Here is a 13,652-nt window from a genome sequence, read left to right as displayed (position 1 = left end):
GCGGGGCGGCTCAGAGCCGGCCGATGTCGAGCGAGCCGTTGCCGGCCTGCGACACGTCGGAGCGGCGTGCGCGGTCGAGGTACTCGTTGGCCTTCGTGGTCTCGGTCTCGAGGACGCCGATCGTCTGCGCCATCGAGTCGAGCGCCTGCGTCTTGAACGTCGAGATCGAGTCGAGCGTCGCGTAGATGTTCGCGAACGCCTGCTGGAGCTGCGGGAGCCCCACGGTCGCGCTCGCCGCCTGCGACTGGATGGTCGCCGACTGGTCCGCGAGCATCTTCGACGTCGACGCGATCATGTTCGACGTCGTCGTGTTGAGCGCCGTGATCTGGTCCAGCACGAGCTTCTGGTGGGCGAGCGCCTGCGCGACGATGACGGCCGTGCGCAGCGCCGAGATGGTGGTCGTCGTCGCGCGGTCGACGCCCTTGATGAGCTCGAGGTTGTTCTTCATGATGATGTCCATCGCGAGGTAGCCCTGGATGGACACCGCGAGCTGCGTCAGCAGGTCCTGGTGCTTCTGACGCACGTAGAACTGCACGTCCTCGCGCAGGGCCTGGGCCCGCTCGGGGTCGGTCGTCTCGAGCTGGGCGATCTTCGTGGAGAGCTCGGTGTCGAGGCGCTCGGCGATGAAGATGTACTGGTTCAGCCGGCCCATCGTGTCCCAGAGGTTCTGCTTCTCCAGGTTGAGCGCGGCGTTGTCCTTGCGGAGCTCGTCCTGCCCGTTGTAGAGCGACTGGACGATCGCGTTGAGCTGGCTCTGCGAGCTCTCGTAGCGACGGAAGTAGTCCTGGATCTTGCCGCCGAACGGGATGATGCCGAGCAGCTTCTTGCCGATCGGTGCCTCGCTCGGGTCGAGGTCCTCGACCGTGCGGCGCAGCTCGAGGAGGGACTTGCTGATCTTCGAGCTGTCGGAGACCCCGCCCTCGCGGAACTCCTTGACCGGCATGTCGAGCATCCGGTTGGACACGTCGGCCGCGGCGCGGATGTCGGCGTCGCCCATCTTGCGGACGTCGTCGGCCTTGGCGGCGAACTCGGGGGAGCGGGTGTCCGCGGACAGGAGCTGGTCGAGGTACGAGCCGACCTTGGCCTCGAGACCCGGGATCGCGGCCTCGTCGACGCGCGGCGCCAACGAGGGGGCCTGCGTGGCGGCGACGGGCTTGACGGGTTCCGGCGCGGTGAGCGTGAGCGTCTCCGTCGGGGCGGGGGGCTGGAGCGGTGCTGCCTCGGTCATCTCGATCCTTCGCTCGTGCGTGCCGTCGGTCGCCGTCGGTGGCGGCTGGGGGAGGGCTGTCGCACGCCCCCGGGTACCCGGTCGAACCGGGCGGAACCGGCCCAGGGCCGGTCCGGCGAGTATATCTACGACGGCTGGCTCGATCTTTACCCTTTCCCACCCCAGGAGGGTGAGAACTGCCCATGCCGAGCACAACGTGCGCGCGGCCGATGAGTTCCACGCTCGGGCGCCGTCGTCCCTGTCGACCGCGCGGCGCGGGCACGTGCACGGGCACGGCCGCAGACGCGCCGCGGACATCGAGGAACGGGGACGACCGTGCAGCTCGCCGGGAAGAACGCCGTGGTCTACGGGGCCGCCGGGTCGATGGGGTCGGCGGTGAGCCGGGCCTTCGCCGCCGCGGGCGCCCGCGTGTTCCTCGCGGGGCGGACGGCCGCGACGCTCGACGCGCTCGTGGACGAGATCCGGGCCGCCGGGGGAGCGGCCGAGGCCGCGGTGCTCGACGTGGACGACCTCGGCGCGGTGCACGACCACGCGGCACACGTCGTGGCGACCGCGGGGAGCCTCGACGTGTCGTTCAACGCGGTGGGGATGGACGCGGTGCAGAACGTGCCGTTCGTCGACATGGATCCCGACGACGTCCTGGTCCCCGTGACGCAGGCCGTGCGGCGCCACACGCACACCGCGGGCACCGCGGCGCGGCACATGGTCGCCCAGGGCTCGGGCGTCGTCGTGGTGCTCTCGTCGACGGCGGCGCAGGAGTCGCGGCACGAGATGGGCGGCTTCAACCTCGCGTGCGCCGCGCTCGAGGCGCTCGTGCGCGGGCTCGCCGGCGAGGTCGGGCGCCACGGGGTGCGCGTCGTCGGGCTGCGACCCAACTTCACGCCGGAGACCGCCGGGGCGACGGACGAGGACCTGCCCGACCTCGTGGACGACACGCTGCTCGGCCGGCTGCCGCGGCTCGCCGAGGTCGCGGGCAGCGCGGTCTACCTCGCGTCCGACGCCGCGGGCGCGACGACGGGCGTCGTCCTGGACCTGTCGTGCGGCGCGATCGTCGGCTGACCCGGCTGGACCGGCGCACCGATGAGTCGGCCTCTCGGACACGGTCGGGACACCATGACCGACCACGGCTCGTCCACCGCCCAGACCTCACCCGGCCCCGCCCACGTCCCCGAGGGTGCTCGTGCGCTCGTCGCGGGACCGCACGTCGCGCACCTCGCGACGGTCCTGCCCGACGGCGCCCCGCACGTCGTGCCCCTCTGGGTCGCCTGGGAGGGCGACCGGCTGGCGTTCCTCACCGGTCCGGGCTCGCGCAAGGCCCGCAACCTCGCGCGCGACCCTCGCGTCGCGGTCTCGGTGACCGAGACCGCGAACCCGTTCGTCATGGCGACACTGCGGGGCCACGTCGTCGAGGTGCTCGACGGCGAGCCCGGCTGGGCGGTCGTCGACCGCATCTCGGTCCTCTACACGGGCGGGCCCTACCCGCGGGGCGAGGAGCGGCACGCGTTCCTCGTGGAGATCGAGCACGCCGACGCGCAGTCGTTCGGCTGACCGACCGCCACAGGCGCTGCGATCTCGCCCGCAGCGCGGCTGCCGGGCCCCAGGTGTGGTGCCCCGAGCAGGACTCGAACCTGCAACCTACGGATTAGAAGGCCGTTGCTCTATCCATTGAGCTATCGAGGCGCGCAGCCATCGTAGTGTGCGGCTCGCGTGCCCGGCAGGTCACGACCGCCACCCCGCCTGCAGGCCGACCTGCAGCCGACCCGCAGCCGACCTGCACGGACGGCGCGTACGTTTTGCGGGGTCGGGTCCAGGCGTCAGGATGAACCCGTGAGAACCCGAGACGTCGCGACCGGCGCCCAGAGTGCCGCAGGCCCGGGCGGCGTGGCGGGCCGCGGCCGTGCCGAGCAGGGCGAGGAGCTGGGCGTCACCGTCTTCGACGTGGCCCGTGACCTGCGGCGGGACGTGGCCGCCGTCGAGCTCCCGCTCGCGATCGAGGGCGCCGACGAGGCGGCCGCGTCACGGGACCGCCTGCTGACCCAGCTCGACGAGCACCTGCTGCCGCGCCTCAAGGAGCTGTCGTCGCCGGCCGTGGTCGTGGTGGCCGGGTCCACCGGCGCGGGCAAGTCGACGCTGTACAACTCGCTGCTCGGCGAGGAGGTGTCGCAGGCCGGCGTGCTGCGCCCGACGACGCGCGAGCCCGTCCTCGCGTTCAACCCCCTGGACGCCGACGTGATCGTCGAAGGGCCGGCGACACGCGTGTCGCGCGTCATCGACCACGACGGCGTGCCGCGCGGCACCGCGCTGCTCGACGCCCCCGACCTCGACTCGCTCCTGTCGGAGAACCGCGAGACGGCGGGCCTGCTGCTCGAGGCGGCGGACCTGTGGCTGTTCGTCACGACGGCGTCGCGCTACGGCGACGCGCTCCCCTGGAAGGCCCTGAGCCGCGCGATGGAGCGTGGCGCGAGCGTCGCGATGGTCCTCAACCGCGTGCCGCGCGAGACGCTCACGACGATCCGCGGCGACCTGCTGCAACGTCTGCGCGAGCACGGCATGGACGGCGTGCCGCTGTTCGTCGTGCCCGACGTCGGCCCGCACGAGGGTCTGCTGGACCGGTCGGTCGTGGCGCCCGTCGCGCGCTGGCTGACGATGCTCGCCGGGCCGGACCGCTCGCGCGCGGTGATCGTGCGCACGCTCAAGGGCTCGCTCGCCGCGCTGCCGTCGTGGGTGACGGGCGTCTCCGACGCGGTCGAGCAGCAGATCGAGGCGGCGCAGGTGCTCCGTGACGCGGTGACCGCCGCGCTGCCACCGGTGCGCGCGCAGGCCCGGGAGTCGGTCCTGCGCGGAGACTCGTCGCGCGGGTCCCTCGCGGCGCGCTGGTCCCAGATCGCCGGTGCGGACAAGGTCGACCGGGTGAAGGTGCGGGGCGGCGTCGTGCGCTCGACGCGTCGTCGGGGCAGGGCACGCGACGTCGCGCTCGGGCCGCTCCACGCCGAGGTCCGTGCCGTGGTCGGCCGCACCCTCGCCGCGCACGGGGCGCAGGCGCACGACGCGCTGCGCGCGGCGCTCGTCGGTGCACGACCGCTCCCGGGCGGGGCCGCCGTCGCACCCGACGGCGAGGCGGCGACCGCTCCGCGCGAGGCCGCCGCCGCTCGTCACGTGGACGAGTGGACCGCGCGGGCCGACCAGGTGGTCGAGCAGCTCGGTGCACCGGACGCGACGGACGCGGCGCGCGCGGCGGTCAAGGCGTTCGGGGAGCGCGGTCTCGCGGCCCTCCTGCTCGCCGCGGCCGCCGGGAGCGACGACGCCGCGGCCCTCGTCCGCACGACGCTCGCCGACACCGCGGACGACGCCCTCTCCGCCCTGACGTCGGACCTGGCGGACCGCGCCGAGGCGATGGTCGACCGGGAGGCCGAGCCGGTCCTCGCGGCGCTCGACGTGCCCGCGCTCGCCCCGGACGCCGCCGTCGGCCTGCGCCTACGACTCGCCGAGCTGAGGAGGCTCATGTGACGTCCCACGACGCCCAGCTGCGCGCCCGCACCGAGGACCTCGAGCGCGCGGTGGACCTCGCGGGCGACCGGCTCGACCCGGCCGTCGCGGCGCAGGTGCGCGACGCGATCGGCGGCGTGCGCGAGCGGCTCGCGCTCGGCGTCGACCACACGGTCGTCGCGCTCGCGGGCGGCACCGGGTCGGGCAAGTCCAGCCTGTTCAACCGCGTCTCGCGGCTCGACTTCGCGGACGTCGGCGTCAAGCGCCCGACCACGGCGCGCATCACCGCGTGCGCGTGGAGCGACGCGGCGACGGCGCTGCTCGACTGGCTCGAGGTCGACGCGGAGCGCCGCATCACGCGCGACGGCATGCTCGACGCCGACGACGAGTCGGCGCTCGGCGGCCTCGTGCTGCTCGACCTGCCCGACCACGACTCGATCGAGCCCGCGCACCGGGCCGTCGTGGACCGCGTGCTGCCGCTGGTCGACCTGCTCGTGTGGGTCGTCGACCCGCAGAAGTACGCCGACGACGCGCTCCACTCCGGATACCTCCAGAAGTCCGCGGGGCTCGAGGGGTCGATGGTCGTGGTGCTCAACCAGATCGACACCGTGCCGGAGAGCCGGCGCGCGTCCCTGGTCGACGACATGGACCGGCTCCTGGCCGAGGACGGGCTCACCGGTGTCTACGTCACGACGGTGTCCGCCCGCACGGGCGAGGGTCTGGACGAGCTGCGCGACCTGCTCGAGCAGGCCGTCGCACGACGCAGCGTCGCGGCGAGCCGGGTCGCGGGCGAGCTCGACCGCGCGGGCGCGCTGCTGCTCGCGGAGATCCCGGGGGACGTGCCGTGGACGATGAGCACGGCGGTCGAGGAGGAGGTCGACAGGCTCGCCGAGGCCACCGGGCTCGCGGCCGTCGCCGGTCAGGTCGGCGCCGCGGTCCGCAACGGCTACGGGCGTCCCGAGTTCTCCCCGCCGCAGCCCGACGCGGTCGCCCTGTCGCGGTCGCGCTGGATCGAACGGGCGGGCCGTGCGCTGCGCCCCGGCTGGCGGCAGGCGCTCGACGGCACCGTCGCGCAGGCGAGGGGCATCACGGAGGCGACGGTCGCAGCGCTGTCGAAGATCCCGCTGGACACGCGCGGCCCGGCGTCCGCGCGGCCCACGCGCCGCGCCGCGTGGGTGGCGCTCGCGGTCGGGGTGGTCGCGGGTGTGCTCGCCGTCCTGGGCTCCCTCGGTGTGCTCGACCTGTCGCGCGCGCTCGTCACGGTGTGCGCGGTCGTGGCGGCCGTCGCGGTGCTCGGTGCGGTCGTGTGCTTCCTCGCGGTGGTCCAGGTGCGCCGCACGCTCGCCCGACGGCGCGAGCAGCAGGTCCTCGCGTCGGGCCGCGGCGCGATCGAGCGGGTGGTGCAGGAGGCGATGGGCCGGCCCACCCAGGACCTGCTCGACACGCACCGGCAGGTCCGCGAGCTCGCGCAGTCCGCGCGGGACCGGGCGCCCGCCGCGCCGCTGACCGGGCCGCTACGGCTACCCACAGGCCCGGATCTGGAGGCGTCGTCCACAGGCGAGCGCACGACGTCGGACGGCGGCACCGCGCGCAGCGCACCCTGAGGCGGTCGCCGGGACGGGCCCGGCGCACCGGCCTCAGGAGGCACCCATGCACGGTGACGTCACCGTCACGTTCTCGGGCTTCGTCGCGACGACGCCCACGCTGTCCACGTCCGAGTCCGGCACGGACTTCACGAGCTTCCGCATCGCGCAGACGCGCCGCTACCTCGACCGTGAGCGCGGCGAGTGGGTCGACGGGCGCACGCTCTGGTTCACGGTCAAGGCGTTCAAGCACGTCGCGCGGAACGTCGCGACGTCGCTGCACAAGGGCGACCCCGTCGTCGTGACGGGTCGGCTGTCGGTCGACGAGTGGGTCGGTCCCGACGGGCCGCGGACGAGCCTCGTCGTCGAGGCGACCTCGCTCGGCCACGACCTGACGCTCGGCGAGTCCCGGTTCGCGCGCACGGTGCACCGGCGCGAGGACAGCGCGACGGCCGCCCTCGACGCGACCGAGGGTGTCGTGGAGGAGGAGACGCCGGCGGACGAGGAGCACCTCGCGACGGTCTGAGCGGTCCCGCCGCACGGTGCACCGTCCGTCAGGACCCGTGCGGCGGCCCGACCGCGTACGCTGAGTGGTCGAGAATCCCGACTCCACTCCAGACCGACCGAACGGTGGAAACACAGGCTGTGGCTGAGTTCATCTACTCCATGTACAAGGCGCGCAAGGCGCACGGCGACAAGGTCATCCTCGACGACGTCTCCCTGAACTTCCTGCCCGGCGCGAAGATCGGCGTCGTGGGCCCGAACGGTGCCGGGAAGTCCACGATCCTCAAGATCATGGCGGGCCTCGACACGCCCTCGAACGGCGAGGCGCGCCTCTCCCCGGGCTACAGCGTCGGGATCCTCCTGCAGGAGCCGCCGCTCAACGAGGAGAAGACGGTCCTCGGCAACGTCCAGGAGGCCGTCGCGGACATCCTCGCCAAGAAGCACCGCTTCGACGAGATCTCCGCCCTCATGGCCGAGCCCGACGCGGACTTCGACGCGCTGCTCGCCGAGATGGGCACGCTCCAGGAGGCGATCGACGCCGCCGACGCGTGGGACCTCGACTCGCAGCTCGAGCAGGCGATGGACGCGCTGCGCTGCCCCCCGCCGGACGCGGACGTGTCCGTGCTCTCCGGTGGTGAGCGCCGCCGCGTCGCGCTGTGCAAGCTCCTCCTCGAGAAGCCCGACCTGCTGCTCCTCGACGAGCCCACCAACCACCTCGACGCCGAGTCCGTGCTGTGGCTCGAGCAGCACCTCGCGTCGTACCCCGGCGCGATCCTCGCGGTCACCCACGACCGGTACTTCCTCGACCACGTCGCCGAGTGGATCTGCGAGGTCGACCGCGGCCGCCTCTACCCCTACGAGGGCAACTACTCGACCTACCTCGAGAAGAAGGGCGAGCGCCTGCAGGTCCAGGGCAAGAAGGACGCCAAGCTCGCCAAGCGCCTCAGGGAGGAGCTCGAGTGGGTCCGGTCCAACGCCAAGGGCCGCCAGACCAAGTCGAAGGCGCGACTCGCGCGCTACGAGGAGATGGCTGCCGAGGCCGAGCGCACCAGGAAGCTCGACTTCGAGGAGATCCAGATCCCGCCGGGCCCGCGCCTGGGCAACCTGGTCCTCGAGGCGACGAACCTCCAGAAGGGCTTCGACGGTCGCCAGCTCATCGACGGCCTGAGCTTCACGCTGCCGCGCAACGGCATCGTCGGCGTCATCGGCCCCAACGGTGTCGGCAAGACGACGCTGTTCAAGTCGATCGTCGGTCTCGAGCCCCTCGACGGTGGCGACCTCAAGGTCGGCGAGACCGTCTCGATCTCGTACGTCGACCAGTCGCGCGGCGGCATCGACCCCAAGAAGACGCTCTGGGAGGTCGTGTCCGACGGCCTCGACTTCATCAAGGTCGGCAACGTCGAGATCCCGTCGCGCGCGTACGTCGCGTCGTTCGGGTTCAAGGGCCCGGACCAGCAGAAGCCCGCGGGCGTGCTGTCCGGCGGTGAGCGCAACCGCCTCAACCTGGCGCTCACGCTCAAGCAGGGCGGCAACCTCCTGCTGCTCGACGAGCCCACCAACGACCTCGACGTCGAGACCCTCGGCTCGCTCGAGAACGCGCTGCTCGAGTTCCCCGGCTGCGCCGTCGTCGTGTCCCACGACCGGTGGTTCCTCGACCGCGTCGCGACGCACATCCTCGCGTACGAGGGCACCGAGGAGAACCCGGCGAGCTGGTACTGGTTCGAGGGGAACTTCGCGTCGTACGAGGAGAACAAGGTCGAGCGCCTCGGCGCCGACGCGGCGCGTCCGCACCGCGTGACGTACCGCAAGCTCACGCGCGACTGATCGGTCCCGACGACGCCGGGCGGGTGCTTCCCGCCCGGCGTCGTCGTGTCTGCGTGCGGCGTTCGGTGCGGCTACCTCCGCCCGGCGTCCACGACGGCGCGCGCGGGTCTACCATCCGCCGCTCGTGCCTCGCGGCCTCCCGCCAGACCCGCCACGACCCGCGCGCGCCGTCGTTCCCGCCGGGCTCGCGTGCCGTCTCGCCTTCTCGTCGTCCACATGGGTTTCGTCCTGCCTCTTGCTCCCCATGTCGTCGACGTCACGGGGTTCGTCCCTCCTCTCGTCCACGGCCCGTCCCTGTCGCGGATGGGATTATCCGTCCTCGCGGCGGTGGGCCGTGCGCGCGCCTGGCCTGGGACGTTGCGGCAGACTGACGGGATGACCGACCCCGGAGCGCCTCGTGCCGACGCCGCTGCCGGCGATGCCGAGGAGCACGGCGGCGACGTGGCGGCGCTGACGGGTGCGGGGGCGGGGACCGCGGGGCTGGTCGAGGCGCTGGAGATCCTGCGGGGGCGGCTCGCGGCGCTGCGGCTGCCGCTCGAGGAGCCGGGCGTCGCGACGGCGCGGCACGACCTCGCGCTCGCCGTGGACCAGCTCGACGACTACCTGCTGCCGCGGCTGAGGTCGCACGCCGCGCCGCTGCTCGTCGTCGTCGGGGGGTCGACGGGAGCGGGCAAGTCGACGCTCGTCAACTCCCTGCTGGGCGAACACGTGTCCGCGCCCGGCGTGCTGCGGCCCACGACGCGCGCGCCGGTGCTCGTCCACCATCCGCTGGACGAGCGGTGGTTCTCGACCGACCGCGTGCTGCCCGGGCTCGCGCGGGTCAGCACGCACCGCGCTGCCGACCGTGGCACCGGCACCGGCACCGGCACCGGCACCGGCACCGGGGCGGGCGCGGCAGGTGGCGGCACGGACCTGTCCCGCTCGCTGCGGCTGGTGGCGAGCGACGCGCTGCCGCAGGGGCTGGCGCTCGTCGACGCGCCCGACGTCGACTCGGTCGAGACGGCGAACCGGGAGCTCGCCGCCCAGCTGCTCGGTGCGGCCGACCTGTGGCTCTTCGTCACCACCGCCGCGCGGTACGCGGACGCCGTCCCGTGGGACCTGCTGCACCGGGCCGCCGAGCGGCGGGCCCAGGTCGCGATCGTGCTCGACCGCGTGGACCCCGGCGCCGAGGCCGTGGCCGACGACCTGCGGCGCATGATGGCCGAGAACGGGCTGGGCGCGTCGCCGCTCTTCGTCGTCGGCGAGTCCGAGCTCGTGGACGGGTTCCTGCCCGAGCGGTCCGTCGCCGAGGTGTCGGCCTGGCTCACGGAGCTGGGCGTCGACGCCGACGCCCGGGACCGGATCGCGCTCGCGACGCGGGACGGCGTCGTCGACGACCTCGTGCGCCGCGCCGTGCTCGTCGCCGGGGCCGCGGACGCCCAGGGGACGTCGGACGCGCGGCTGCGGGACGTGGTCGAGCGCGCGTACGCGGACGCGGCGGCCCAGGTCGACGCCGCGACGAGCGACGGCGCGCTCCTGCGCGGCGAGGTGCTCGCGCGGTGGCAGGACTTCGTCGGCACGAGCGAGATCTTCCGCGCCGTGGAGCAGGGGGTGGGACGGGTCCGCGACGCGATCGCGTCGTTCTTCCGCGGACGTCCCGCGCAGGCGCCGCAGGTCGAGCAGGCCATCGCGCACGGCCTGGAAGCGGTCGTCCTCGACGCCGCCGACACCGCCGCGGATCGCGCCCACGGCACGTGGCGCTCCGACCCGTCCGGCCTCGCGCTGCTCGACGGGCTCGACCTCTCGCGGTCCTCGGCCGGAGCCCGCACCGAGGTCGCGGCGCAGATCCGGGCATGGCAGGGCGACGTGCTCGACCTCGTGCGCGAGCAGGGTGCCGGGAAGCGGGGCGCGGCGCGCGCGCTGTCGTTCGGGATCAACGGGCTCGGCGTCAGCCTCATGGTCCTGGTCTTCGCGTCGACCGGGGGGATCACCGGCGCGGAGGTCGGGATCGCCGGCGGCACGGCGATCGTCGCCCAGAAGCTGCTCGAGGCGGTGTTCGGCGACGACGCCGTGCGCCGCCTCACGCAGACGGCCCGCGAGCGGCTCGCCGAGCGCGTGGACGAGGTGCTCGACGCCGAGGCCCGGCGGTTCACCGCCCAGCTCGACGCCCTGGGGAGCGCCGACGCGGTGACCGCCGCCCAGGGTGTGCGCGACGCGGCGCACGCGGTCGAGACCGCCGCACGCGCCGAGCGAGCCGGTCGACCCGCACCGGCCGGCCCGGTGACGGGCCGCCACGCGGCGCGACCCCTGCGCGGTGCCGGACGCGGGACCGCCGACGAGACGACGACGGGCGAGGTCGTCGACGACGGCACGCGGGCAGGCTTCTGGCGCCGGCTCTTCGGCCGGCCCGCACGGGACGCGACCGCGGGGGCCGGCGGCCAGGACTCGCCGCAGGACGAGGCGCCGGCCGAGGGAGAGGGTCAGCAGTGAGCATCGACCTCGCGGACCGGACCGCCGCGCTCGAGTCGGCCCTCCTCGCGGGCGACGGGCGGCTCGACGCGACCCTCGTGGCCGACGCGCGCGACGTCGCCGGACGTGCGCGCGAGCGCGCCGGGCTGTCCGCCGACCACACGGTCGTCGCGCTCGCCGGGGCGACGGGCTCGGGGAAGTCGTCGGTCTTCAACGCGCTGGCCGGCGGCGAGCTCGCGACGGTCGGGGTCCAGAGACCGACGACGTCGCACGCGCTCGCGGCGGTGTGGGGACAGGGCGGAGCGGGTCCGGCCGGCGCGCTGCTCGACTGGCTCGAGGTGTCCCGGCGGCACGAGATGGGCACGCCCCTCGCATCGGGCGACACCGCGGAGCAGGACATGAGGCCGGGCGGCCTGCGCGGGATCCTGCGCGGCACGGGCCGCCGACCGGCCGAGCTGACGAGCGGGCTCGTGCTGCTGGACCTGCCCGACCACGACTCGGTCGTCACCGAGCACCGGGTCCGCGCAGAGCGCCTCGTCGAGCGGGCCGACCTCCTCGTGTGGGTCGTCGACCCGCAGAAGTACGCGGACGCCGCGCTCCACGAGCGCTACCTGCGGCCGCTCGCCGGGCACGCGTCGGTCGTCCTCGTGCTCAACCAGGTCGACCGTCTGTCGCCGGCGGACGCCGACGCGTGTCTCGCCGACCTGCGCCGCCTCGCCGCGCAGGACGGGCTCGCCGACGCGCGCGTCCTCGGCGTCTCGGCGCGCACGGGTCAAGGGATGGACGCGCTGCGTGGACTGCTCGCCGACGCGGCCGCACGCCGTCGGGCCGCGAACGACCGGCTCGCCGCCGACGAGCGCGCCGTCGCCCGGCGCATCGCCGACGCGTGCGGCGACCCCCCGCCCGAACGCGCGGCACAGCGGGCGCGCGACGGGCTGGTCGACGCCCTGGAGGCCGCGGCGGGCGTGCCGACGGTCGTCGCGGCGGTCCGCGGCTCCGCGGTGCGCGACGCGCGCGCGGCGACGGGGTGGCCCGTCACGCGCTGGCTCGGGCGGTTCCGGCCCGACCCGCTGCGCCGCATCGGCCTGCGCTCGGGGCCGGCGCCGGGCTCGCGCGCGGCGCGCACGGCCAAGGCGCTGGGCGGCCCCGGCACCGCCGGTCCGCCGCGCGAGGACCTCGGGCGGACCTCGCTGCCGGCCGTCCCCGCGGCGCTGCGTGCGGGGGCGCAGACGGCGGTGCGCGACTACGTGGACGCCGCGACGCGCGGGGTGCCGGATGCGTGGGCGCTCGTGGCGCGCCGTCGGGCGGCGGACGGCACGTCCGACCTCGCGGACGCGCTCGACCGCGCCGTCGCGGGGACCGAGCTCGAGGCGTCGCGCCGACCCGCGTGGTGGCGCGTCGTCGGGTTGCTGCAGTGGCTCGTGCTCGCAGCGCTCGTCGTGGGTCTGCTGTGGCTCGCGGCGCTCTGGCTGTTCGCCTACCTGCGGCTGCCCGAACCGCCGACGCCCGTGCTCACGCTCGGCGGGGCCGGCGCGCCCGAGCTCCCGTGGCCGACGCTGCTCGTCCTCGGCGGCGTCGTCGTCGGGGTGGTGCTCGCGCTCGCCGCGCGGGTGGCGGCCGCGGTCGGCGGCAGGCGCCGTGCGGCCCGTGCCCGACGGCGCCTGCGCGCCGCGATCACCCAGGTCGCCGACGCCGTCGTGCGCCTCCCCGTGGACGAGGAGCTCGCCGCGCTCGCCCGGTGCCGCGCCGGGGCTCTCGTCGCCGCCTCCTGAGCACGCCCCTCAGGGTGCCGAACACGACCTGACGGTCGCCAAGACGTCCAGAACGACCTTCAGGTCGTGTTCGACGGCGGGCAGGGTCGTGTTCGACGGCGGGCAGGGTCGTGCTCGGCACCAGCGGCAGGGCGGCAGAATGGTCGTCGCACCAGCGCGCCGTCGGCGCAGAGCACCGCCCGCAGCACCGAGAGGACCTCCATGACCCGCCTGCACGTCCCCGTCTCGTTGCGGTGGTCGGACCTCGACGCCTACGCCCACGTGAACAACGTCGAGATGTTCCGCCTGCTCGAGGACGCGCGCATCACCGCGTTCTGGACGCATCCCGAGGCGGGAGAGGACGCGTGGCCCACCGCGGTGCTCGAGACGGGCCCGCACGCCACGAGCCACACGCTCGTCGCGCGCCAGGAGATCCAGTACCTGCGACCGCTGGGGTTCACGCGGACGCCGGTCCGGGTCGAGCTGTGGGTCGGTCACCTCGGCGGTGCGAGCCTCGAGGTCTGCTACGAGGTGCACGACGGCGTCCCCGGCGGCTTCGGACGGACCGGCCCAACCTCCGGCGGCGAGGCCTACGCGAAGGCCACGACGACGATCGTCGTGGTCGACGCCGCGACCGGCAGGCCGCGCCGCCTCACCGACACCGAGCGCGCGGCGTGGGAGCCCTACGTCGAGGAGCCGCTGGTGTTCCGCCGTCGGGGCTGAGCATCGGTCCGCGGGCGGGCCTCCGCGGGCGGGGTCGCGGGTCTACCATCCGGCCGCTCGTTCCTCGCGGCCTCCCGCCAGACCCGCCACGACCCGCGACCCCGC

10 protein-coding genes and 1 tRNA gene are annotated in these 13,652 nt (G+C 74.6%); 9 read left to right on the top strand and 2 right to left on the bottom strand.

Annotated elements, in window-relative coordinates:
• Positions 1-10 precede the first annotated feature (10 nt).
• Positions 11-1,228 carry a toxic anion resistance protein gene (locus ACZCLJ_RS05795; RefSeq protein ID WP_463105755.1) on the bottom strand — a complete coding sequence of 406 codons (1,218 nt, stop codon included), beginning with the start codon at positions 1,226-1,228 and terminating at the stop codon, positions 11-13.
• A 315-nt stretch (positions 1,229-1,543) separates the two neighbouring features.
• On the opposite strand from ACZCLJ_RS05795, the gene ACZCLJ_RS05790 reads away from it, so the two are divergent.
• Both ACZCLJ_RS05790 and ACZCLJ_RS05785 read left to right on the top strand, forming a co-directional pair.
• On the top strand, positions 1,544-2,287 hold the full coding sequence (locus tag ACZCLJ_RS05790; RefSeq protein WP_463105754.1) for an SDR family NAD(P)-dependent oxidoreductase: 744 nt from the start codon (positions 1,544-1,546) through the stop codon (positions 2,285-2,287).
• Between the two features lie 54 nt (positions 2,288-2,341).
• Complete coding sequence (locus ACZCLJ_RS05785) at positions 2,342-2,776, top strand: PPOX class F420-dependent oxidoreductase (RefSeq protein ID WP_463105753.1); 435 nt, start codon at positions 2,342-2,344, stop codon at positions 2,774-2,776.
• 56 nt (positions 2,777-2,832) lie between these two features.
• Here the strand turns inward: ACZCLJ_RS05785 and ACZCLJ_RS05780 are convergent.
• Positions 2,833-2,908: transfer RNA gene (locus tag ACZCLJ_RS05780), tRNA-Arg, on the bottom strand.
• 147 nt (positions 2,909-3,055) lie between these two features.
• On the opposite strand from ACZCLJ_RS05780, the gene ACZCLJ_RS05775 reads away from it, so the two are divergent.
• From ACZCLJ_RS05775 to ACZCLJ_RS05745, 7 genes are all read left to right on the top strand, one after another.
• Complete coding sequence (locus tag ACZCLJ_RS05775; protein WP_463105752.1) at positions 3,056-4,735, top strand: GTPase; 1,680 nt, start codon at positions 3,056-3,058, stop codon at positions 4,733-4,735.
• Positions 4,732-6,318, top strand: coding sequence for a P-loop NTPase family protein (locus tag ACZCLJ_RS05770; protein ID WP_251153892.1), 1,587 nt, complete (start codon positions 4,732-4,734; stop codon positions 6,316-6,318). Before ACZCLJ_RS05775 ends, ACZCLJ_RS05770 begins: the two co-directional genes overlap by 4 nt.
• 46 nt (positions 6,319-6,364) lie before the next feature.
• Positions 6,365-6,823, top strand: coding sequence for a single-stranded DNA-binding protein (locus ACZCLJ_RS05765; protein WP_463105751.1), 459 nt, complete (start codon positions 6,365-6,367; stop codon positions 6,821-6,823).
• Between the two features lie 119 nt (positions 6,824-6,942).
• Positions 6,943-8,625: an energy-dependent translational throttle protein EttA gene (ettA, locus tag ACZCLJ_RS05760; RefSeq protein WP_251153894.1), complete on the top strand. Its 1,683-nt coding sequence runs from the start codon at positions 6,943-6,945 to the stop codon at positions 8,623-8,625.
• A gap of 375 nt (positions 8,626-9,000) precedes the next feature.
• Complete coding sequence (locus tag ACZCLJ_RS05755; RefSeq protein ID WP_463105750.1) at positions 9,001-11,094, top strand: dynamin family protein; 2,094 nt, start codon at positions 9,001-9,003, stop codon at positions 11,092-11,094.
• Positions 11,091-12,845 carry a GTPase family protein gene (locus tag ACZCLJ_RS05750; protein ID WP_463105749.1) on the top strand — a complete coding sequence of 585 codons (1,755 nt, stop codon included), beginning with the start codon at positions 11,091-11,093 and terminating at the stop codon, positions 12,843-12,845. The genes ACZCLJ_RS05755 and ACZCLJ_RS05750 overlap by 4 nt, the downstream gene beginning before the upstream one ends.
• Positions 12,846-13,046: 201 nt before the next feature.
• Complete coding sequence (locus ACZCLJ_RS05745) at positions 13,047-13,547, top strand: acyl-CoA thioesterase (RefSeq protein WP_463105748.1); 501 nt, start codon at positions 13,047-13,049, stop codon at positions 13,545-13,547.
• Positions 13,548-13,652: the final 105 nt, after the last annotated feature.

The organism is Cellulosimicrobium sp. So1_17 (genome assembly GCF_055181235.1).
The sequence above is the reverse complement of the archived record's forward strand: the minus strand, read 5'-3'. Positions and strand labels throughout refer to the sequence as shown.

What these genes read in the sequence shown, in the direction of transcription:
- ACZCLJ_RS05795 (WP_463105755.1), bottom strand. Translation starts at nt 1,228, where the DNA reads ATGACCGAGGCAGCACCGCTCCAGCCCCCCGCCCCGACGGAGACGCTC.
- ACZCLJ_RS05785 (WP_463105753.1), top strand. Translation starts at nt 2,342, where the DNA reads ATGACCGACCACGGCTCGTCCACCGCCCAGACCTCACCCGGCCCCGCC.
- ACZCLJ_RS05765 (WP_463105751.1), top strand. Translation starts at nt 6,365, where the DNA reads ATGCACGGTGACGTCACCGTCACGTTCTCGGGCTTCGTCGCGACGACG.
- ACZCLJ_RS05755 (WP_463105750.1), top strand. Translation starts at nt 9,001, where the DNA reads ATGACCGACCCCGGAGCGCCTCGTGCCGACGCCGCTGCCGGCGATGCC.
- ACZCLJ_RS05745 (WP_463105748.1), top strand. Translation starts at nt 13,047, where the DNA reads ATGACCCGCCTGCACGTCCCCGTCTCGTTGCGGTGGTCGGACCTCGAC.